The 20,610-nt window shown below is 45.1% G+C and carries 15 protein-coding genes; 3 read left to right on the forward strand and 12 right to left on the reverse strand.

All coding sequences use genetic code 11. From position 1 onward, the window contains the following. Positions 1–253: 253 nt before the first annotated feature. The 4 genes from NEPTK9_RS00735 to NEPTK9_RS00750 all read right to left on the reverse strand — a co-directional run bounded on the left by NEPTK9_RS00735 (position 254) and on the right by NEPTK9_RS00750 (position 10,306). Positions 254–4,057 (reverse strand): tetratricopeptide repeat protein, encoded by a 3,804-nt coding sequence (locus tag NEPTK9_RS00735; RefSeq protein WP_194846915.1) that lies wholly within the window; start codon positions 4,055–4,057, stop codon positions 254–256. 254 nt (positions 4,058–4,311) lie between these two features. Beyond that, positions 4,312–5,619: a DnaA ATPase domain-containing protein gene (locus tag NEPTK9_RS00740; RefSeq protein WP_194846916.1), complete on the reverse strand. Its 1,308-nt coding sequence runs from the start codon at positions 5,617–5,619 to the stop codon at positions 4,312–4,314. A gap of 148 nt (positions 5,620–5,767) precedes the next feature. Next, the gene (gene yidC, locus NEPTK9_RS00745; protein WP_194846917.1) at positions 5,768–8,194 is read right to left on the reverse strand and encodes a membrane protein insertase YidC; all 2,427 of its coding nucleotides are present in this window, start codon (positions 8,192–8,194) and stop codon (positions 5,768–5,770) included. A gap of 69 nt (positions 8,195–8,263) precedes the next feature. Continuing rightward, the gene (locus NEPTK9_RS00750) at positions 8,264–10,306 is read right to left on the reverse strand and encodes a tetratricopeptide repeat protein (protein WP_194846918.1); all 2,043 of its coding nucleotides are present in this window, start codon (positions 10,304–10,306) and stop codon (positions 8,264–8,266) included. Between the two features lie 330 nt (positions 10,307–10,636). Between NEPTK9_RS00750 and NEPTK9_RS00755 the strand changes: the two genes are divergently transcribed. Continuing rightward, a complete protein-coding gene (locus NEPTK9_RS00755; RefSeq protein WP_194846919.1) occupies positions 10,637–11,032 on the forward strand; it encodes an acyl-CoA thioesterase in 396 nt (131 codons plus the stop codon). A 29-nt stretch (positions 11,033–11,061) separates the two neighbouring features. After that, the gene (locus NEPTK9_RS00760) at positions 11,062–11,505 is read left to right on the forward strand and encodes a hypothetical protein (RefSeq protein ID WP_194846920.1); all 444 of its coding nucleotides are present in this window, start codon (positions 11,062–11,064) and stop codon (positions 11,503–11,505) included. Here the strand turns inward: NEPTK9_RS00760 and menE are convergent. The 8 genes from menE to NEPTK9_RS00800 are packed head-to-tail and all read right to left on the reverse strand — an operon-like array spanning position 11,444 to position 20,149. Next, entirely contained in the window at positions 11,444–12,760 is a 1,317-nt protein-coding gene (menE, locus tag NEPTK9_RS00765) for an o-succinylbenzoate--CoA ligase (protein WP_194846921.1), read from the reverse strand. The genes NEPTK9_RS00760 and menE overlap by 62 nt on opposite strands. Continuing rightward, positions 12,747–13,538 carry a hypothetical protein gene (locus NEPTK9_RS00770; RefSeq protein WP_194846922.1) on the reverse strand — a complete coding sequence of 264 codons (792 nt, stop codon included), beginning with the start codon at positions 13,536–13,538 and terminating at the stop codon, positions 12,747–12,749. Before NEPTK9_RS00770 ends, menE begins: the two co-directional genes overlap by 14 nt. Continuing rightward, a complete protein-coding gene (locus tag NEPTK9_RS00775) occupies positions 13,535–14,401 on the reverse strand; it encodes a 1,4-dihydroxy-2-naphthoate polyprenyltransferase (RefSeq protein WP_194846923.1) in 867 nt (288 codons plus the stop codon). The genes NEPTK9_RS00770 and NEPTK9_RS00775 overlap by 4 nt, the downstream gene beginning before the upstream one ends. Further along, the gene (gene menB / locus NEPTK9_RS00780; protein WP_194846924.1) at positions 14,398–15,228 is read right to left on the reverse strand and encodes a 1,4-dihydroxy-2-naphthoyl-CoA synthase; all 831 of its coding nucleotides are present in this window, start codon (positions 15,226–15,228) and stop codon (positions 14,398–14,400) included. The genes NEPTK9_RS00775 and menB overlap by 4 nt, the downstream gene beginning before the upstream one ends. After that, positions 15,179–15,910, reverse strand: coding sequence for an alpha/beta fold hydrolase (locus tag NEPTK9_RS00785; RefSeq protein ID WP_194846925.1), 732 nt, complete (start codon positions 15,908–15,910; stop codon positions 15,179–15,181). Before NEPTK9_RS00785 ends, menB begins: the two co-directional genes overlap by 50 nt. Next, positions 15,903–17,210, reverse strand: coding sequence for an ankyrin repeat domain-containing protein (locus tag NEPTK9_RS00790; protein ID WP_194846926.1), 1,308 nt, complete (start codon positions 17,208–17,210; stop codon positions 15,903–15,905). The genes NEPTK9_RS00785 and NEPTK9_RS00790 overlap by 8 nt, the downstream gene beginning before the upstream one ends. 9 nt (positions 17,211–17,219) lie before the next feature. Next, positions 17,220–18,869 (reverse strand): 2-succinyl-5-enolpyruvyl-6-hydroxy-3-cyclohexene-1-carboxylic-acid synthase, encoded by a 1,650-nt coding sequence (gene menD / locus NEPTK9_RS00795; RefSeq protein ID WP_194846927.1) that lies wholly within the window; start codon positions 18,867–18,869, stop codon positions 17,220–17,222. Further along, on the reverse strand, positions 18,869–20,149 hold the full coding sequence (locus NEPTK9_RS00800; protein ID WP_194846928.1) for a hypothetical protein: 1,281 nt from the start codon (positions 20,147–20,149) through the stop codon (positions 18,869–18,871). Before NEPTK9_RS00800 ends, menD begins: the two co-directional genes overlap by 1 nt. A gap of 22 nt (positions 20,150–20,171) precedes the next feature. Here NEPTK9_RS00800 and NEPTK9_RS00805 point away from each other — a divergent pair, with 22 nt between their 5' ends. Next, positions 20,172–20,483, forward strand: coding sequence for a hypothetical protein (locus tag NEPTK9_RS00805; RefSeq protein ID WP_194846929.1), 312 nt, complete (start codon positions 20,172–20,174; stop codon positions 20,481–20,483). Positions 20,484–20,610 lie beyond the last annotated feature (127 nt).

Below are 20,610 nucleotides of genomic sequence, written 5' to 3' on the forward strand. Positions count from 1 at the left end.
ATGAGCATATCTTTTTTCCTTACTCAACCCACTGCGGGGCTCACGATGCGTCAAAAATCTGCACCCTGGGGAAAAATCTTCGGTTTTTCTTTTGCAAGTGCGGATTTTACTTTTCGAATTTGCAAGGAAATAGGTTTTTTAGGCCACTTTTCTTGCAATTTATAAAGGGAGTTTTTCGTTTTAAGTCTTTCATAATAAATAAAATCCTTAGTTCTTCAGAGTCGACTATTTTAAACAGTTTACCTCTGTTTGACTACTTGAATAAGCTATCGAAATTAATTGCTATCTTGCCATTCCCAAGATCTATAATACCATTTAAAGAAAAAAACCTCTTCCTGGCCAGCTCTGTTATAGGATGGTTGGGCCCAAAGACTTTTTTTGCTGTATCATGGGCTTTTATTGAATATTCAGCAGCCATTTTCTTTTTCCCTAAGTCCTCTGCAGCAGAACCAATACCATTCAAAAGCATAAATAAATTATGTTGAGGCTGCTCACCATAGAGTGTTGTATAAGTAATAAGGCCTTGCCTATATGCTTCAAATGCTTTTTCAGGATCTTTAATCATTTCAGAAAACATTCCTATACTGAGTAAGGCTTGGACTATATGGGGGGTAGGCTTGTTACCAAAGCAAGCTTTATGCATTCTTACAGCCTTTTCAAAATAATTACGGGCTTTTATGTAATCTTTCATACTTTTATAAGCTTCACCCATATTTTTTAAGCAGCCAAACTCTTCATGATTCGCTTTACCTTGATAGATAGCTTGAAGCATTTTTAATGCTTTACTAAGGTAATTTAGAGCTTCTTTAGGTTTTGTTTCCACTAAAAGAAGTCCTCCTAAATTATTCAGAGAATTCGCTGTATCGATGTGGGGCAGGTGTCTGTAAGCCACTTGCTTCATCTTAACCGCTTCTTTTAAAAAAGTTATAGCGCTTTTTTGATCTCCTAAGCTTGCATGTGCAAGGCCTATTTGATTCAGAGTTTTAGCAACTTCAATATGGTCAGAGTTTCCATGAAGTTTTTTTAGCATGTCAAGAGATTTCTCGTAATAAAAAAGGGCCTTTTGGGGGGTTCCTGTATTTTTTTCCATGGTTCCTAGTTCTCTAAGAATCTCAGCAGTGTTTGGGTCTGGCACATCACCGTACTTACTTATCAGCTCTTTAAGGTGAGTAAGTAGAACCATTTCTACTGTTTGTTTTTGATGAGAAGATGACGATTGTCCATGTGAATTCGAAGCCCTCTTTATTTCTTCTTCTAGGGCCTCTTTTTCGGAAAGCTCAAAATTTTTTTTTATTTGCTGTGTAGCTGGATGACTGTCTCCAAAAACTACTGTCGCTATCTTATAGGCTTGTCTTCCATATTTAGCAGCTTCTATTTTATTGCCTAAATGACTTTGAACATAGGATAGATTATTGAGTGTGTAAGCTAAAGAAGGGTGAGGTTTATCCTGAAATACTCTTTTCAATATTATGAGTCCATTTTTAAGATAATCCTCCGCTTTTTGAGGTTCTTCTAGAGCAAGATATACTATCCCTATCTCTTTTAGGCTTCCAGCTATCATCGGGTGGTCCCTATCCTTAAAAATCTTTTTTAAAATAGAAAGGCTTTCTTTATGAAAGTCAAGTGCTTTTTTATAGTTTTTTAAATCATATGAAGCTGTTCCCATATTATTCAGACAGTGGGATATTTCTATATCATAATTTTTATCCGTTAGCTTTTGAAACTTATCAAGGGTCTGACTATATAAGTCTAAGGCTTTTTGAGGCTCGCCAAGTGCTCTATGAGCCGCCCCCATGTTTTGCAAAATAGTTACTATAAGACTATCCTTTAAATGAAGCTGCTTTGCCATTTTTAGCGCTTTAGTATAATAAACAAGCCCCTCTTTAGGATTTCCTAAATCTTTTAATACATATCCTAGGTTCTGTAAAATCCCTATTGTAAGGCTGTCTGGAGTATCACCAAAGATTTTTTCACACATCGATAGACTTTTTTTATGGGACGAAAGGGCTAGTTCAAGCTGACCCGAGCGGTGGTAAGCTCCTCCCAAACTTGTCAAGCACGCTGCAATACTAGGATGAGGCTGGTTGTTATGGGATTTTTTTAAAACCCTTAATCTCTCTTTGTTGTAATTAACAGCTTTTAAGGCTTCTCCAACCGTTAGCTTAACTCTTTGAAGGTTATCAAGAGCCTCAGGATCATCGGGCCTAAAAGCTGCTACTTGCATATAAGATGTCTCAGCTATTTCGAGGTCAAGTGTATTTTCAGCATTAGGTGTTATTTTTCCTACCTTCTCATCGTAAAAAGAGACATCTGCTAAAGAAACTATCGGGTTTTCCACAAAAGCCTTCATCTTCAAGTGCAAAGGAATCAATATCTTATAAATTTCAAGAATCACATTGCTTTCTTTTTTTCCAATAAGGAGGAGTCCTTTTGCTAAATCATCTTTTTCTCCCCGAGAGCGGTAAAGAAATTCTTTTTCTTGCTTGTAGAAAAGATGGCATTGCATCCTTAGTTTAAGGATCATCTCTAAAGCTTTGAGAAGATTTTTGGCCCCTTCTTTTGAAAAGATACCTCTTTGTTCAAGCTCTTTCAATCGATCAAAGCTATTCGTCGACTTAAGGTCGTAATAAAGATATAGACTTCCCAGAGCCATTTGGATGGGACGATACAGATCCTTTTTAACATTGAATGCCCTTTCCTCAACTCTACTATCGTCTAAGTAGGGCCTAAACTCTTCCACATGGCCTTTTAACAGATCTATGGCTCTTCTCTTTCTGACTAGTGCTTTTTTTCCGGTTGAGGTTGTTTTACCCTTGTTTTTAGAAGAGCTAGCAATTTTTTTTTCATGGATTGACTGATCTAGCCACCTTTTAACATGGTTTTGATACTCCTTTGTTAAATCTATATCTCCCATTATATGGGAGGTTGTTGCCATTGCATTTGCAAGGATGATTTCTGCTTTGTTAACCTGTAGCCATTTAGGATTTTGAAATCGAGCAAGACTTTTCGTGTTACCAATCAAGTCATAAACACCCTTCTTGCCATTAGGGGATAGCCCCCCAATATCCATGCTAAATCCCTCTGGGATTAAGCTAATGGGTTCTCTCATACTCCCATCAGGTTGTCTCTTAGGGCGAATAATATTCCATTTGCTCTCTCCAAGGTTAACAAACCTAAGCTCTAAGAACAGGCTGACCTTCCGAAAATAATTTTTAGTCTCTTGAGTCTGTTTTCGAGTCAAAATAGCAAATTCTACATCTGAGTAAGGGCACATTTCTTTTCGACTCATCGATCCAAGCGCTATTACCGAAAATGAAGTTGGGGGAGGACCAAAAAGTTTAAAAGCTTCATCAAAAAAAGAACGTAGAATATTTTGATACTCATCCGTTAAATATTTCTGGATTACTTTAATATAGTTTTTATTTTCAGTATCTCGAACCTTCTCCCTAATTTTTTGTAGGCTCTTCCTTGCACTTCTAATTGCATGCTGGTCATAAAGACAAAGGTCAATGCCATAATTCTTTTCTAAAAAGTGCCGCTCGACATCTTCAAGATTTTTTAAATAAGTTTTATAGGAACAGTCCTGTTTAAGGTCCCTTTTTGCAACAGAAAATGCTGCATTAAAAAGGTTTGCAGCTCTTAGGTGGTTTTTTTTAGAAAGAGCAAGGCGGCCAAGATGGTTAAGATATTCAATCTGACCTTGAGGATTATTTTTCTCAAAGGCTTCTTCAAGGGACTTATAGAGAATGCCAGCGGTGTCTGGCGCACTGGAGCTTTTTTTTGTCGAAGATGATGCTAATTGAATATTTTTAGACTGTTTAGCGGTATTAGACCTGATTTGCTGCGATAAGGGAAGGTGATTTTTTTGTTTGAAAGAAGTGCTAATCGATTGATTTTTAATCACATGTTTTGCAACTTCATAACTTTTAGTATGGCTTCTTTGATTATTGATGATGGGGACTTTTTCTTCATGGGTCTCTTGGCTTGAGAACAGACATAGACATGATAACAGAGAGTGACAAAAGTTTCTAGGCTCCTGTGGGCTGTTTATAGACATAACTGGCTCCTGTATTAATATGTTTCAGGCAAGACTTATTTATTTTACTCTTGATACGGGACTATCGTTTGTCTGAGCAATGTGTTTTGCCGTAGCAGTACTTTCTAGTATCGGTTCTCTCACCATTATATTCATCAAGCTATTTATTAACACTTTTCTATGGAGCCTGTTTTAATATCATCCTCTTTCTAAAGGAAGAGGATTCCTAGGGAGCTCATTAGCAAAGGTCGTTTTTCGCCTTTTTGATGGTTACATCAAACCAATATACGTTGAATATCTGAGAGAGGAAGGAGAAATCCTTCCTCTTTTTTTTCGATTCCCTTCTTTACCCTCTTGACACTTGTCATCACCGTCGAATGGTCACGGGAAAACATCCTCCCAATCTTTAAAAAGGGCATTTTGAGATTTTCTCGACACAGATACATCGCAATCTGCCGTGGAAGCGCACACTCTTTATTCTGCGCCTTGCCGAGAATATCCTCGGTCTTAATCCCAAATTGATTGGCCACGATTTTTAAAACCTTTTCAGGGGTGAGAAAAGTTTCCTTTTCCTTTTCGGCAAGGTCTTTGAGGTGGAAGGTAGCGATTTCTAGGTCAGGCGCTCCCTTCACATGGGGGAGGCGGAGGGCAAGCGCTTCGAGCGCTTGAATAAGGGAGTGGAGGTTTTTAAATGAGTCCAAAAGATAGGATTTAAGGGGAGGATCAAGGGGAAGAGCTAAAGCCTCTGCCCGGTTTTCAAGGATCATTTCCTTTTCTTCCAGGCTAGGAGGGGTAAGGGAGAGGGTGATCCCCCACTCAAAGCGGCTGACAAGACGCTCTTCGATCTCTTCGAGCATTTGGGGAGCCAGAGCGCTACTTACAATGATCTGAAGGCCGGCGGTATGGAGGCGGTTAAAGGTGTGGAAAAGCTCTTCTTGGGTCGCCCTTTTGCGGGAAAAAAGTTCGACATCATCGATCAGAAGGACTTCGATGTCGCGGTAGGCGTGGCGAAACTCTTGGAGCGACGTCGAGCGAAAAGCGCGGATCACATGTTCGGTAAAGGTATCCGCACGCACATAGAAGCACCGCTTCCCTTGACCTTCAAGAGCAGCTCCCGTCGCCATCAGAAGGTGGGACTTCCCACACCCTTTGGGGCCATAAATGTAGATCGGGTTATAACCGCCAAGCGGAAGGTTTCCTTCGACAAGCTCGCTGAAGATTTTGTAGGGGAGGTTTTCACTCTTGCCCACAACAAACTCGTCGAACGTAGCATGGGGCTGCAGGGGATCGGAGGGGAAGAGAGAAGGCGCTTCGACCACTTCCTTTTTTTTCTTGATATCGCAAGGGTTTCCCCCAATCGAAAAATGAATCTTGATCGGTTTTCCCCGCGCCGTGACAAACCGGTGGGGGAGTAAGGGGGCGACATACTCCTTAAACCAGTTGATTTGAAAAGTATCAGTGGCATCGAGATAGAGGTTGGCAGCATCAAACTTGATCACCTTTAAAGAGCGGAGCCATTTGGTGACCGTCTCCTTCCCCAGTTCTTGATCAAACTGCCTTAGGAGCTCATTCCACTGTTTCATGCGAACCTACCCCGACAATAAATTGATGATTTTTTTCGCCTTTTCATCATATTTTGGAGCTTTATTTTTCGGCCTTGTCTCTTGGACAATGTCCTCAAATAAAGTTTTAAAATCTGCAGGAAAACCCATAAAAACCTCAACCAATTTACTATCGGGGTAGATTCTTCTTCGGTTTTACTAAAATTTCCCGGGAGCCTTTCTTTCCTTTGGCCTGTCTTTTTGCCATGTACCACTGCTGGAGGATTTGGAGGCTCATCGAAGAGAGCCAGTAGAGGTTAAGGCCCGAGGGGAATTTGTAGAAGAGGAAGGTGAAGACGATCGTCATGATCCGTCCCATCTTTTGCTGTTGCTGTTGCTGTTCGGTCAACGGTCCCTTATTTTTATTCTGTGCAGCGGCCATTTTTTGTTGGAAGAACATCACCACCCCGAGCAAAACTGGAAGGAGGTGGAACGAGGTTCCAATAAAGGGGATCGGGTAGCTCCATGAGAAGACCACGTCAGGGGCTGTTAAATTATCGATCCAGCCGGGGATGAAGCTGGCTCCCCTTAGGGGGAAGGTTGACTTCAATAGGTCAAACATTCCAAAGAGGAAAGGCATCTGGATGATGAGGGGCAAACACCCACCAAAAGGGTTGATCTTATTTTCCTTGTAGAAAGCCATCATCTCCATCTGCGCTTTCTTCGGATCTTTTTTCCCCTCTTTCTTATGTTTGGCTTGCAACTTCTGGAGCTGAGGGCTAATCTCCTGAAGCCTTAGCGTTGACTTGATCGACCAGGCGTTCAAGGGGTACATCATGATCCGGAGGACGACGGTGAGTAAGATGATTGAAAAGCCCCATGAGCCGGTGATCATGTGGAAGAAGTCCAAGATAAAGTAGAGAAACTTAGCAAAGGGTTCTGAGATAAAGGAGAACCAGCCGTGGAAGCTTTGCGTTTCGGTATATTTAGGGCTATATCCCGTGACGGGGTTGGTGAGGGTATTGCTGACAAGGGTGAGAATATTTTTATCGGTAGGACCTGCATAAAAACGGAACTCCATCGGCTCAGAAGTACGCCGCAGCGGCATATGGATCTCATAGCCAGGATATTTACTAGCTGGGTAAAGATCATGCTGCGAGTCGATCATCGTGATCCGGGTGGGATCGAGATTTCCAGGGATGTTATTTGCTTGAAACCCCGTTCCAATTTGGGTGACAGGGTCCATAATAAGGGTAAAATAACCATTAGAGTTGGAGATCCAATCGGGCTGAATCGCGCTCATCGTTGTCGAGAGTTTCGGGAGAGAGAGCTTTTCAACGACCCGCTTACTATTTTGGACGGTACTGAACTTGAGTGTAGGGGCAGGGTTTCCAGAGATGAGCTCCACCTCAGGTACTCCCGAGCCAACCCAGAGGCCGCGCGTGTCGCCATCCACCTTGATCGAAACATCGAGGCAGTAAGGGGCCTTTGCGCTTCCCTCTTTTGGGAAGCTATAGGTTTTGATGATCCGTCTATTGGGGAAGCTCGCTTCAAAGCGGATCATTGTCTCATTAAAGTCGACCACTTTGTAAATTGCTTGCGCCGTTTCAGGGTCTTCGGAGAGGGTGTTAAAGGCATAAAATCGGGGGGGGACTTCGTAAGGAGGAACGCCACTTCCTGGCTCAATCCCTCGTCTTAAAAGGGGGTAATAGCCTCCTTTTGCAGGTTGCTTTGTGACCATCTGCCCTTGTTCCACCGTTTCATAGATGCGGCTAGGGAAGTGGCTATTAGCGGTATATCTTTTCTTAATAATCCGGTCAAAGTTGATCGGGAGGACAACGCTCTCTTCATCGTGCTCTGAGCGGAAAGGGAGGTTGATTTCGGCAATCGCTCCTCCTAAGTTGGAGAAGACCACCTGCATCGTCTCATTTTCGAGGACAAAGAAGTCTTGGTCGGTCATCTTTTGCAGGGGGGCTTGCTCAACGCGGTAATGGACGAGAGGGGTGAAGTTGGTGAGTTTTATTAGGGGAATAAAGGTGCCACTCCAGATCCCAACAGGGAGGTATTGTCCATCGACCCTGTAGAGGACGATTCCATTTTTTTGAGGGATGACACTGGGGAAAAAGAGCTGTCCATCATCATATTCTCCAAGAGTGACCAGGGGCCCTTCTTCACTAAAGGTGACCACCTGCACATCGTGGGTCCCCAGCTCGGGAAGGTAGACCGAGTCAATCTCTGGCTGGTGGCTCGTGGTATAGAGGGCAAAATGGTCATCGGTCTCGACCAGGCGGGCACTTTGCCCCCCGATGATCACCGATTGGGGCCAATTTTTTTCCCAGGAGGTGACAAAGTAGCTTCTCTCGCCGGCAACCGCTCCCCATGTCAAAGGTTGGCGCTCCTCTCCATCAGAATAGACTTGAACAAGGGGGAGGTCTTGGGGACGTGCACGCCGTGCGGCAATGTTTTCCTCTTTCGAAAGGAGGCGTTCTTCGGTGAGCTCCTCTTTTTGCTGCTGCTGCGCGTCATACTCCTTCTGCTTTTGATCGGTAAAATATTGATTGACGAAGAAGAGGACGACCGTCATTGAGAGGACAAAAATTACAAAGCGCTTGTTCATAGTGGAGGTTAACCTTTTATTTAAGATAAGAGCCCCACTGTACCACAAGGGGATAAAAATTAAAAGGAATTACTGCTCAGGGAGCGACTCAAGCTCAGCTTGGAATTGGCTAAAGCCTTCGGTTTCACGAAGGTTGTCTAACCAGTCGTCCTCGATGAGGACCTCGAGGGGGGGAAGGGCACCGAAGGCTTTGGCTTTCTCTAAAAACCGGAGGGAATTATTGAGATCCCCAATCACGGAATAGAGACAAGAAAGGGAGTAATAGGCATGGATGTTTCCAAGCTTTGCAGCTTGGATCATCTTATACTCTGCTTCGCGTAGGTATTGGTCAGACTCGACATCGTTTTCTAGAAGATCGCCAAGGGCCGTGAGGGTCAGGGCCCAGTCGAGAATCACCTGATCGTTTTCTTTATCTTGCTGGTGGGCGATCCGGTAGTGGTGGATCGCGCGGGCAAAGGTGTCGGGCTCGTGGATCAGCTCACCATAGTGGCCGCAGGTCAGAGCTAGCTGGTGGTGAATGCTGGGATAGTCGGGCTTGAGCATGAGGATGTGGCTGAGGATGTCGAGCGCTTTGATGTAGTGAGTATCACTATCGAGAAATTCGGCGATATGGTCGAGCGCTACTGCATAGGCAAACATCCAGTCGGGGTGGAGGTAGGCGGCGTTTTTCTGCATGTTGATCGCCATCTCAAAGTGGTAGGCGGCAAGCTCAAAGGTCTTCTGGTCATTTTTAAGCTCCCCATACTTGAGAAGGGTCATCCCATAGCGACTATGAGTGGTGCTCTGCTTCCGAAGGTTAAGGGCCCGCTCAAAGAAATGGCAGGTACGGTCAAAACTTCGTTCATCCATGTCCATTTGGGCGGCAGCAAAGCTGGCATCTCCGATCGCTTCCCAAAGAGGCGTATGGGTCCGGTCCATACTTAGTCCCTCTTGGAAAAGTTCGATCGCTTGGTAGTAGGCATCGATGTCTTTGTAGTAGTGTCCTTGAGCATAAAAAGCCATCCCATAGGCGTAATAGATCTCAGGATCTTCAAACTTTTCGACAAGAGGCTCGATCTTATTAAAGGCCTCATGAATCGGCTTCAGTTTTCCAGTCGTTATCCCGAGCTCGGCTAAAGCGTGGGTCCATGTGGCAATCACATGAGGGTTTTTCCGGTCATACCGGTGAGCTTTGTAGCACTTGTCGATGCTAGCGAGGAGTTTTTTCTCGTCGCGGAAAACCTTGCCAGACTCGAGGAGAAGATGAGCCCAATCGAGCCAGATCTGACTCTCTTTACTAGAGAGCTGCGCCGCTGTTTTAAAGCACTCATTGGCTTGAGAAAAATGGTCCTCATCATGGGAAAAACCGTAAAGGGTTTGAAGGGTTTTCCCGAGAAGGATCCAAGCGTCTCTATTGGAGAGGGTGATCGAAATCGCATTTTTGTAGCAGTTGATCGCCTTGATAAAGAGGCGGACATCATTGGTCTTCTCTCCCATGAGGGCGTAGACCTTTCCAAAGTTCATCCAAAACTCGGGAGGAAGATCATCTTGATAGCTAGAGCCCTTTTCATAGGCCTGAATCGCATAATAGTAGTCGGTCGCCTCGCCCGAAAGGGTAGCAAGTTTTTCCCAGAGGTCACCGAGATCCCAGTAAAGGTCGGCAAGGACATCGGGAGGTTGCCCCTCTGAAAGGGTTACCGCTTTTTCATACTTTTTAAGGGCATGGGCAAAGTAGCTCGGCTCTTTTTGCCGGTTCCCCAAAAAGTAAAGAGTATTGCCCCACAGGTGCCACGCCTGAAAACAGGAGGGATCTAAGGTGGTCGCCATTTTGAATCGTTTGCTGGCTAGGGTGAGCCCCTCCTCTCTTCCCTCTTGGCTCCCATACTCAAAAAGGGCGAGCCCCTGTTGGAGGAAGAGGTGGCTGTTGGAAGGGTCGAGTTTGGCCGCCATTTCAAAATATTTGAGCCCTCCCTTATCACCATGAAGAAGGGAGAATTCCCCTTTATGGAGAAGGGCCATGCTCACAGCCGAACAGTCACGTCCTTTCAGCTCTTCCACAGGTGTTCCAAGCGAGGAGTCTTCCTTTGGAGGCTCGAAATTTGAGATAGAACTCAGCTCTTGTATCTTTGCCATGAACCTATCCGTAAAGTGTAATGTTCTTGATTTTCAGTTGATTTCTAGCAGATTTTTGGAAGTTGATTTGAGCACATTGTCCAAAAGACAAGGGCGAAAAATCAGCTTCTGAAAAGATGCAGAAAGCATGGAAAGAAAGGATATTAGAATTTACAGATGGGTTCATATGGACCTATTTTGCCAATGTATGAAAGGCCAATTATAGGAAAGGGATCGATTATAATCAATGGGGCGACCCATTCAAAAAGAGGTTTTATCTCCCCCTTGATCATTCTAATTTTAATAAGATAAGGGGTTTAAAAAAAGCGATTCTTAATATAAAATTAAATCATGTTTACATATCATCGCACCATCCGCGTTCAGGACACCGATGCCACTGGAGTCCTTTACTTTGCAAACCAGCTCCAAATCGGAATGGAGGCTTTTGAGGAATTCCTTGCCTCTCAAGGGTTTTCTTTAAACGAAATGATTGAAAAGAAAAAATTTCTCTTACCAGTGGTCCATGCCGAAGCTGACTTTGCTGCCCCCCTCTACTTAGGCGATCAGCTTGAGGTGACCCTTTCCTTTTCCCATATTGGCAACCGCTCCTTTACCCACACCTCTGATATCCTTAAAGGGGGCAAAAAGGTGGGAACCGTTACGATCATCCACGCAGTCCTCTGCCCCAAAACAAAACGGGCAACTCCGATTCCTCTGGAGCTGAGTAAAATTTTTACTTGCGCTTAATTGTTTCTTTAAGAATAATGGTTGGTATTATGATTGATTGGACCAAACCAGTAGCCGGGTATCAACCTATTGAAGTGGGCAAAGACCTCGTGCAAACGTGCCTCACCTTTGGGATGACAACGGTGATTGCTCGTTTTTTCTTTCCAGAGATTGAAGCTAAAAGGCACTTGATCTTTGGACAGGTTCAGGCCATTAGCCTCGTCCTTCTTTGGGATAATAGAAAGCTAAGGGAGTGGAGGGACAAGGCAGAGAGAGACCCTAAATGGAAAACTCTGGTTCATGCCACCTATTTTATCACCTTCATCATTGCCCCTATCATCTTGGCCAAATCTATTGCACAGATCCGCCGTACCAAAAAACTTCCTTGGAAACAGACCTTTAAGTGGGGAATGTCTAGTGGGGCGATGGCTCTTACCATTTTGGGCTTAACCGGCGCTTTTCAAAACCATCAGAAGAAGCAAGAAACGCAATAGGGATCTTAAACCGCGGCAAAAAGTCCTCAAGATAGCTCTTTAGCGCCTCTTCTTCATATCCTTGATCACTTTCAATATAAGCAGTGGGGCGGAACCCAAATTCCTCATCGGGAGTCGGCACCACCTCGGCATAGGTGATCCCTTCGATGCTCTGGAGGAGCCTTTCGATCTCTTCGGGATAGATATTTTCTCCGCCGCTGATGAAGAGACGATCTTTTCTCCCTGAAATTTGCAAGCCCTGCTTAGGGCAATAGGTTCCCAAATCTCCCGTTTCAAAGTAGCCCTCGCTATTGAGAGGAAGTCCCTCGTCGAGATAGCCTTGAAACAACGCTTTCCCGCGGACCCAGATTTCACCTCCCGTTCCGATCTTTATCTCCCGGTAGGGGAGGGGGTGTCCCATCGAAAGGGGACTTTCGTCAAAAAGGGAGGTAATCTGAGAGCTCATCTCAGTCATCCCATAGGTGGGATGGATCGGAAGGCCCCGCCCCCTTGCCTCTTGATAAAGGGTGGGAGAAATCGGCGCTCCTCCCAGCAAAATATGTTTGTAGTTGGGGAGGGTTTCCTTGTCGAGAAGGCGTTTCAGTTGGGTGGGAACGAGTGAAAGGTGGGTGATGCCCTCTTCAGAAAAAGCAACAGCTCCCCCAGCTAGAAAGGTGCGGAAGAGAAGGGCGATCCCAGCAATATGATAAAGGGGTAAAGAGAGTTGGTAGCGGTCTTCAGCGCCAATGGGAAGGTACCGATTCGAACCCAGGGCGCTATAGTAATGGTTGCCAAGAGAGTGGCAAGCGATCTTTGCCTTCCCCGTGGTTCCCGAGGTAAAAAGATAGGTGGCCAAAGCCTTTTTTTCTAGGAAGGTTTGTCCACTCGGTTTCCCCTTGTGGATCACCTTTGAAAAGTGGAGGGTGATCTGCTTCATTTTTGGGAGCGCGGTTCCATCGGGAAAGAGGAGGAGAGGAGCGCCGAGTCGGTCAAGCTTTTCAGGGAGAAGAGTCAACGGATCATAGGTATTTAAAGGGCAAGCGATCGCCCCTAGGCGAAAAAGGGCAAAGAAAATAAGCGGGGAGGGGAACTCCTTCGTTGGCAATAGGGCGACCCGATCTCCCTTTTTCACCCCTTGCTTTTTGAGCAAAGAGGCTGTTCCTACAATGAGCCTTTCACACTCTTGATAGGTCCACTTTTTTTCAGCTGAGGTGAGTGCCACCCGGTTAGGAGCTTTCCGTCCATATAAAGAAAAAGGACACTCAAATTGTTCCATCAACGATCACCTCAACCTGATCTATCTTGAGCCTCCACTTCTTAGGGAAATAGAGAACTCCCTCTTTAACATGTACCCCCTCTTCAAAGAGCGGCTCTTCAAAAAGGTGGCAGGTGCCAAGCCCCATCGGTTTTAAGGGAATCTTCATCCGGTAGGCGAGCTTTGCAATCTGATAGATCCCTAATTCACTCTCATAGCTACTGCTCAAAATAAAATCGACCCCTTTTCTCGGTTTTGGCAAGGGATAACCCAGCAAAGTGGGCTTGATGGTGTCTACAATAACATGAGGGTAGGGTGGGGGATGTTTGACCGACTCATCCAGAGCAACCGGGTAAGGAAAAGCAGTGGCATCTTCTTCCTCTTTTAAAGGCTCTTCAAAACACTCCACATGGGGAAACGCCTCTGCAAAGGCGAGCGCTTTTTCAAGGGGCCACTTTTGGTTCATATCCACAGTGCAAAACGGAGTTTTTTTCCCAAGGTCGATTGCGGCGTCCAAAGAGAGATGTCCCACTTTGAGCTTATCTTGGTGCAACACCCGGACAGGAATCGACGCCACATCAAGTGGTTCAGCCAGGTCCAATTTTGCTGCGGCCCATCCCCACTCAGCCGATGGACATGGTTTTCCTTGCAGCACATCACCAAGCGTCTCTTTGCTAAAACCGGGAAGGGGGGCGATCTCCCCCCAGCCTACCCGCGTCCCTTTTTCTAACCGGAGAAGAAGTCCCTCTCGCATTCCCCCCTGAAACCGTCGCGCATACCGGTAAAGGGTCCGTCTCAAAAGAGCCACCCCAAACAAAAAAGGAGGGTATACAGTGTCAGCAGCTTTCCCACCTTAGGGAAAAGAGGGGCCAAGGCATGAGGTTCCTTCGCTCTAAAAACGGTTCCGATGAGGGGAAGACCCATCGTCGCCGTTCCTACCGCTGCTAACGAAAAGGGGTGTTTGCCTGTGACCACCCACAAAACAAGAGGGGTAACAAGAGCCAGGATAATCGACCCTGCAAACTCCCACTTGCCAAACCCCGTTCCAAAACGGACTGGAAGGGTCTGCTTTTTCACCTTGTGGTCCTCTTCCACATCACGCAAATTGTTCATCACTAGAATTGCTGTCGAAAGAAGGCCCGGCGCACAACCGGCTAAAACCGCGACTGGAGAAAACATTCCCGTTTGCAAATAGACCACCCCAGCCACCGCCACCGGTCCAAAAAAGACCAAGACAAAGAGGTCGCCGAGCCCCAAATAGCCCAAGGGATAGGGCCCTCCCGTATAGAGGTAGCCAAATAAAATCGCCAAAAGGGCCAAAACGCCGATCTGCCACCCGCCAATTAGCATCAAGTAGAGGCCAATGAGCGCTGCACATCCAAAAATCGCAAAGGTGACGCGGCGCATTTTTTCAGCCGAGACAAGCCCCGACTGAACGAGGCGGCGGGGTCCTTTCCGCTCTTTGGTATCAGCTCCTTTCAGAAAGTCGATGTAGTCGTTCGCAAAGTTGGTTCCGACTTGAACCAAAAGGGCAAAGGCAACGCAAGCGAAAAAAATCGCAAAGCTAAAGGCCGTTTCCCAGGCGATCACACTCCCAATCAAGACAGGGGAGAGGGAGGCGATGAGCGTTTTAGGACGGGTTCCTTCAATCCAGATATTCATGGGCGCTTGGGGAACTGTTTAAAGTTGGGCTTCCGCTTTTCTAAGAAGGCGTGGTGTCCCTCTTGCGCCTCTTCCGACATGTAGTAGAGGAGGGTCGCATTCCCTGCAAGTTCTTGCAAGCCGATCTCCCCATCGCAGTCAGCGTTGAGTCCCGCCTTTAAACAGCGTAAAGCAAGCGGCGAGTGTTCGAGCATTTTTTCACACCACTCGATCGTTGTTTTTTCGAGCTCTTCGTAAGGGACCACATGATTGACCAGCCCCATCTCAAGCGCTTCCTGAGCGTTATATTGGCGGCAGAGGTACCAGATTTCCCGCGCCTTTTTTTGACCGACGATCCGGGCCAAATAGCTCGAGCCAAGCCCTCCATCAAAAGAGCCCACTTTAGGACCCGTCTGTCCAAAGATCGCATTATCTGCTGCAATGGTTAAATCACACACCACGTGGAGGACATGTCCTCCGCCAATGGCGTAGCCCGCCACCATCGCCACAACTGGCTTGGGGCAGGTGCGGATCTGCCGCTGAAAATCGAGAACATTGAGGCGGTGGGTTCCTTCGTCATCGGAGTAGCCCGCTTCGCCCCGGATCGACTGATCGCCTCCCGAGCAAAACGCTTTTTCTCCTGCCCCTGTTAAGATGATCACCCCGATCTCCGAGTCGTTGCGGGCATTTTCAAGGGCGTGCATCATCTCCTGCACCGTCAGAGGACGGAATGCATTGTGGATGCGAGGGCGGTTCATGGTAATTTTCGCAATCCCTCCCCTCTTGTGGTAGAGGATATCAGTGTACTCCCCAAAAGTCTTCCATTCGAGTTCGACAGCTAAGCTCATTTAAAATAATCTCCGGTTGTTCAAGGTGGATTGCATGCCTTGCATCGGGAACAAAAACCACCTCAAAATGCTTTCTTAAACGGTTTCCAATCGAGCGATACTTTATATCATTTTCTCCAAATAAAAACACCAGCGGACAGGGAAAATTTTTCAGGTGAGGCCATAAATTGGGAAGCTTTGCAGGGCTCAGTGCGCGCATGACCTTTGCAAGCCGTTTCGGGTCATGCCCCTCTCGGTTTCTCTTATACCCAAACAGCGGCTGCGCATACCACGCCTCTAAAAAAGCATCGAAGTCCTTTTCCAAAAGGGTTGCCCATTTTTCATCTTGGATCAGCCGCTCTTCAACCCCCGTTTCAAGGCCAGGATTTGCCGAAAGGATGACCAATCCGCCCACTTTTTCGGGAAACTTGTGGGCAAACTGCATCGCAAGCCGTCCTCCCATCGAGTAGCCAACCAAAATAGCTCCTTCAGGGATCTCTTTTTCAAAGCTTGCAAGATCTAGAGGGGCATCGCAGTGTCCCGGCAACGTTAAGCATTTAAAAGGAGCTTCAAGCTCTTTCGTAATGGGATCCCAATCATTAGGGTTTCCTAAAAAGCCATGGATAAAAACAAGACTAGTACTCCTACTTTTAACATCCTCTGAATCCCTTAGCCCTAAATTTCGAGAGCAGAACCTAGTCATGTTTTTTTTGTTTTTTAGAGTTTTGGTTTTGAGTCAGATAGCTATTTCCTCGTTTCTTTGAACTGCTACTTGACTGGGTTGAGCTAGATGAAGAGCTTTCAAAAGCTATTATTTCGTTATAAAGCTTTTGATAAACCCTCTTTGCAAGGTCTTTTTGTTGCTGTGTTAGGCTTTCTGATTTAGCTAATTGTTCAGAGCGGTTAGTGAGTGTTTTTCTAATTTCCTGATAGCTTTTGGAACTGTTTTTTCCCTTATTAAACTGGATAGACCAACGCAAAAGCTCAAAGAAAACTTTTTCTACTTCGCAGATAGATAGCTTGTGGTTTTGTGAAATGATTTCGAAGGAGTCGAAGGTGAGTTCTGCTCCTGCTTTAAGGAGAATTAAAGTCATCTTCGAATCGATAAATCGAGACTTTAAAGCAAATTGAAAAGCGGTTAGGTTTCCCCCTTTAATCGGAATGGGATGATTGACTTTAGCTCCATTTTTAATAAGTATCTTTATAGACTCAAGATGATCGTATTTTATTGCACACATGAGAGGGGTATAACCCTTAGGGTGTACTGTCGACTCAATATCGCTCCCATTTTTTATTAATAAATCAATATTTTTAGCAAAGTCAAGCTCTGGTCCCACTTCTTCTCCAATCCATTGGCAATGGATTGGAGAGATTTCGTCCTCATCGACTCTGATCTTAGCCCCATGATTAATAAGAAATTGTGTGGTTTTAACAGAACATAGGATAGCAGAGCAGTGGAGGGGTCTTAGTTTTAAGCTGCTACACTTTTTATTGACATTTACACCTCCATCGATCAAATGCTTAATGAAAGGTAAGTTCTCTGCTTGGCTATGATATAAGTGGAGCCCAATGATCTTGCAATCGAGTTTAGAAAGTTCTTTTACAGAAGAAAGGTGAAGCGTTCCTTGTTGAAATGCATCAAAGACATTTTCTATAAAATTCCCTTTTTCAGCATATGAATCTTCAAGCAAGTTTGATATAACACTCCTTTCTTTTGGGTTGTCATTGGTTAGATAGCGCAAGGCTTGATAAGGGCTTGTTACCTGTTGAGAAATACGCTCTTTTAACCGATCGAACCAATAAGAGTCTTTCTCCGCACACTCTCGGGGGTTTAAAGTGCGATGCACTTTAAAGTATGTCTGCAGGAAATTAAGTGCTGTTTTATCATCAAGATCGTCACACACTTTATAAACAATTTCAGCAGGAAGTTGCTTAAAAAAAAATGTTGTTCTAAGAGACTGCTTGGATGCTACAGATAAATTATTTGATATAGAGCTTGACATAGAGACCTCCTAAAGATCAGGCTGATTAAATCTATTGATTGAAATTTTCAAGTTTTCCAAAACTTCCTGATGAATCTTCAAGTTATCGCCCGGTTTTGTCTTCACCTCGACCAGAGTTCCATGGGGGATTTCCAAAAGCTCATCGATTGTTGTCGGGTTTTCATACCGGAGGCCAAAAAGAGAGGCGGCATGCTTAAAGTCAGCTGTGTGCGGAGTCGAGAAATAGGGCTTAAAGAGGTCTTGATCGATCGGCAAGAAAGAGAAGATGTCCCCTCCCTGGTTGTTAATGACAATCAGCTTCACGGGAAGGTCTTTAAGTTGTGCCAAAGAGCTCAAGTCGTGAAGAAACGCTTGGTCACCGATCAGCGCTGTTACCGGCCGTTCGCACCCCCGCGCAATTCCTGCGACCGTTGCAATGTTCCCATCAATGCCCGAAAGGCCCCGGTTCCCAAAAGTCTGAGCCCCCTTCTCTGGAACAAAAAAGGCGTCGGCATTCCGGATCACCATGCTATTTGCAAAGAAGAAAACCTCTCCCTCAAGCCGGTGGAAAAGGTGGGGCTCTGTCAGTTCCTGATGATGGTCAAAATAGGCAGCGACTCCCTTAGCGGTCAGCTCATTGAGCTCCTTCCAGCCATCGAGCCATTTTGAAGAGGAGCGCTCTTGGACATAGCAGGGGAGGTTGGGCACTTCTCCCACCACCCGATGAGTCACGCCATGGATCGGATCCTTTCGTTTGTGGTGAGAAGCAATCTGGCAATAAACTTTAGGTCTTTTAAACGAGAGCCAATCGTAGAGAGCGCTTGAAACAAACCGATCGCCAAACTGAAGAACCGCGTTGGGAGCAAAATCTTCATGGGTTCCAATCGCCCGGATCATCAGGTCATAGTAAGAGGCTGTCTCTCGACTGCGCACCGGCGACAATACATCGGGGAAAATGGGCCACTGAAGGCGCTTGGAAAGTTCTTCAGCCTCTTTTGCCTCTCCACTGACTAAGATCACCCCTTTTTCATACTGCCCAAGCATCTCGGCAAGCTCGATCTGCTCCTTGTCCTCCACCACCCTCTTCCCAAAAGAAAGAGAGGTTTGGGCCTGATGGCTGGTCACCTGTTCGTCCTTTCCAAAGAAAGGTTTTCGAAACTGGCAGTTCAGGTGGACCGGTCCCCGAGGCTCAAGACTTGCATGGCTCACCATCTGCGAGACCGTTGTCCCCACATAGCTCTGCACCACCTTGCCATCAGGACACGGCAGCTCCCCCTCCCAACGGACAAACTCCTTAAAGAGGCCCCGCTGGACACTCGTCTGATTGGCGCCGCAGTCTTGCAGCTCTGGCGGCCTGTCAGCCGTTAAGATAATAAGGGGAATGTGGTCATGGTGGGCCTCCATCACAGCGGGGAGTAAGTTGCCCACTGCAGTCCCCGACGTCACAATAATGGCAACCGGCCTTCCATGACTCTTGGCATAGCCAAGAGCGTGGAACCCGAGCCCCCGCTCATCGTAGTGGACGAAGGTTTCAGCTAAAGGGGCGCGCGCCGCCGCTGCCACAAGGGCGCTGCTACGCGATCCGGGGGCGATGCAAAAGCTCCGCACTCCGTGGTGGACAAGTTCCTTAATCAAGAGGCGGGCCCATAGCCCATTTAGGGTTGCCGTGTCGTTTTTCATTAGTTTTTGGTGCTTGATGAAGCTGCGGTACGACTATTTTTGGCAATCCCCAGTGATTTTAGGTTTATTTTTAGGTTTTTGGAAATTTTTTCAATAGTTTTTCTAGCTACACTGTTTTTAGAGTATACATTTCTAAGCTCTTTAAGAGCTTCGTCAGAAGCTGCTTGATTTTTGCTTATTTTTTCAATGGTTGTCTCCAAAATACTTTCTCTTAATGGTGGGTTTTTTTTCTCGTCTAGGTACATATTAAATAGTTTTACCCCAATAAAACAGTCTTTTTTTTCGAAAAAATAGGTTTCTAATAGTTTTCGATTATCGGGATTATTAGTTTTTGTAAGATTGAGTAAAATTTTCCGTCCTAGGTAACCAGTTAGTCTTTTTTCATAGTTTTTTGGTTTTTTTTTGCGCGAGGCTAAGATAAGCTTATGTGTTGAAATATCTTTGACATCGAAATTTCTTCCTTTAATTTCACTTAATAAGGTGTTTTTTCTGAAGTAATTTTTATCGGATTGGACTCGAATTGCTAGCCTAATGGAATGCAGCTTTGGCAGTTGAAAAAATGAATGACAATTAGAGCTAAGATTTTTTATAAAATCTTTAGTTCTCAGTGCATCAAAAAGCATTTTTCTGCAGCTTATGTCCTTATATTCGCCGCAAACGTCCCAAATAGACCATAGATTTAAGATAGTTCCATATAATTTTGGTTTTTCAGTAGACTCACTGTTAGAATGAGGCATTCCAAAAGCAGAAAAAAGGTTATGGCTCAAAACTTCAGGCTTTTGTTTTAAACATTGAAGAAGCCAGTCTTCTGTATGCCCATTATTGGAGCAAGTAGTTAAATTCTCCCCTGAAAAGAACTCTAATTCTGGACAATTTTTTTTAAAAATATGCTTGAGCAGTTTATTGCACTTATCTGTTATTCTATCTTTCTTGTTGGGAGCAGGAAAGTTTGTGCTAACAAAAACAGATACACGCTGCCTATTATAGGTGTGTTTTTCCCCAAAGTATAGGTGTCCACCATCCAGACATCTACGCTTTCCACAATCCCTAGATCCCTCCCTAACAATAAACTGAACATGAGCAACTAAAAGGTTCTGATCGTTTATGATTTTCCGAAGAAAGAAAAAAGCAGTAGCGATAATAGGATCAAGATTTTTTGAGGGAAAGGGAACTTGGCACACTTTATTTTTATTCTTACTCCCGTAGATAAGGTCTAAATTTTCCACCCATCGAAGGGCAGGCTTGTCACCTTCTTTTTCGAGCCATTTTGGATTAAGCAAAGAGCTTTTCTTATCAGAAGATATGTTAGAGCTAGAACTTGACGAACTGCTGGAGCTTGAAGAGGAGGATGAGCTGTTAAGAGAGTTGAGAGTATTCTTTTGTTTTTCCGAATTTAAGCAGCTTTTATCATTCGTTTTTTTTGATATTAGAAGTTTGGGCATTAATTGCTGTGATACGTCTTCAGTAGAACTTGAGCTTGAAATAGCCATTACTTACCTGCCTTTTTTGAGGTCATTAAAGAGATTAGAGTTTAATATAGTCTTAAGAATTTTTAAAGGTCTATTTTTAGGCTGGGATAGTTTTTTGATTGATATGGGAAGCGCTTTTTGGTGAGTAGGTGACCTGTAAACTATTTTCGCCGTTGCAAGATCCTTTGTCATTGCCTCAAGTTAAGCCTTAACCTCAAGTCAGAAAGTAAGACCGAGGACAAATGTTATAAGTCTTCATGGATTTTGCCAGA

This window comes from Candidatus Neptunochlamydia vexilliferae (assembly GCF_015356785.1).
Taxonomy (GTDB): Bacteria; Chlamydiota; Chlamydiia; order Chlamydiales; family Simkaniaceae; genus Neptunichlamydia; species Neptunichlamydia vexilliferae.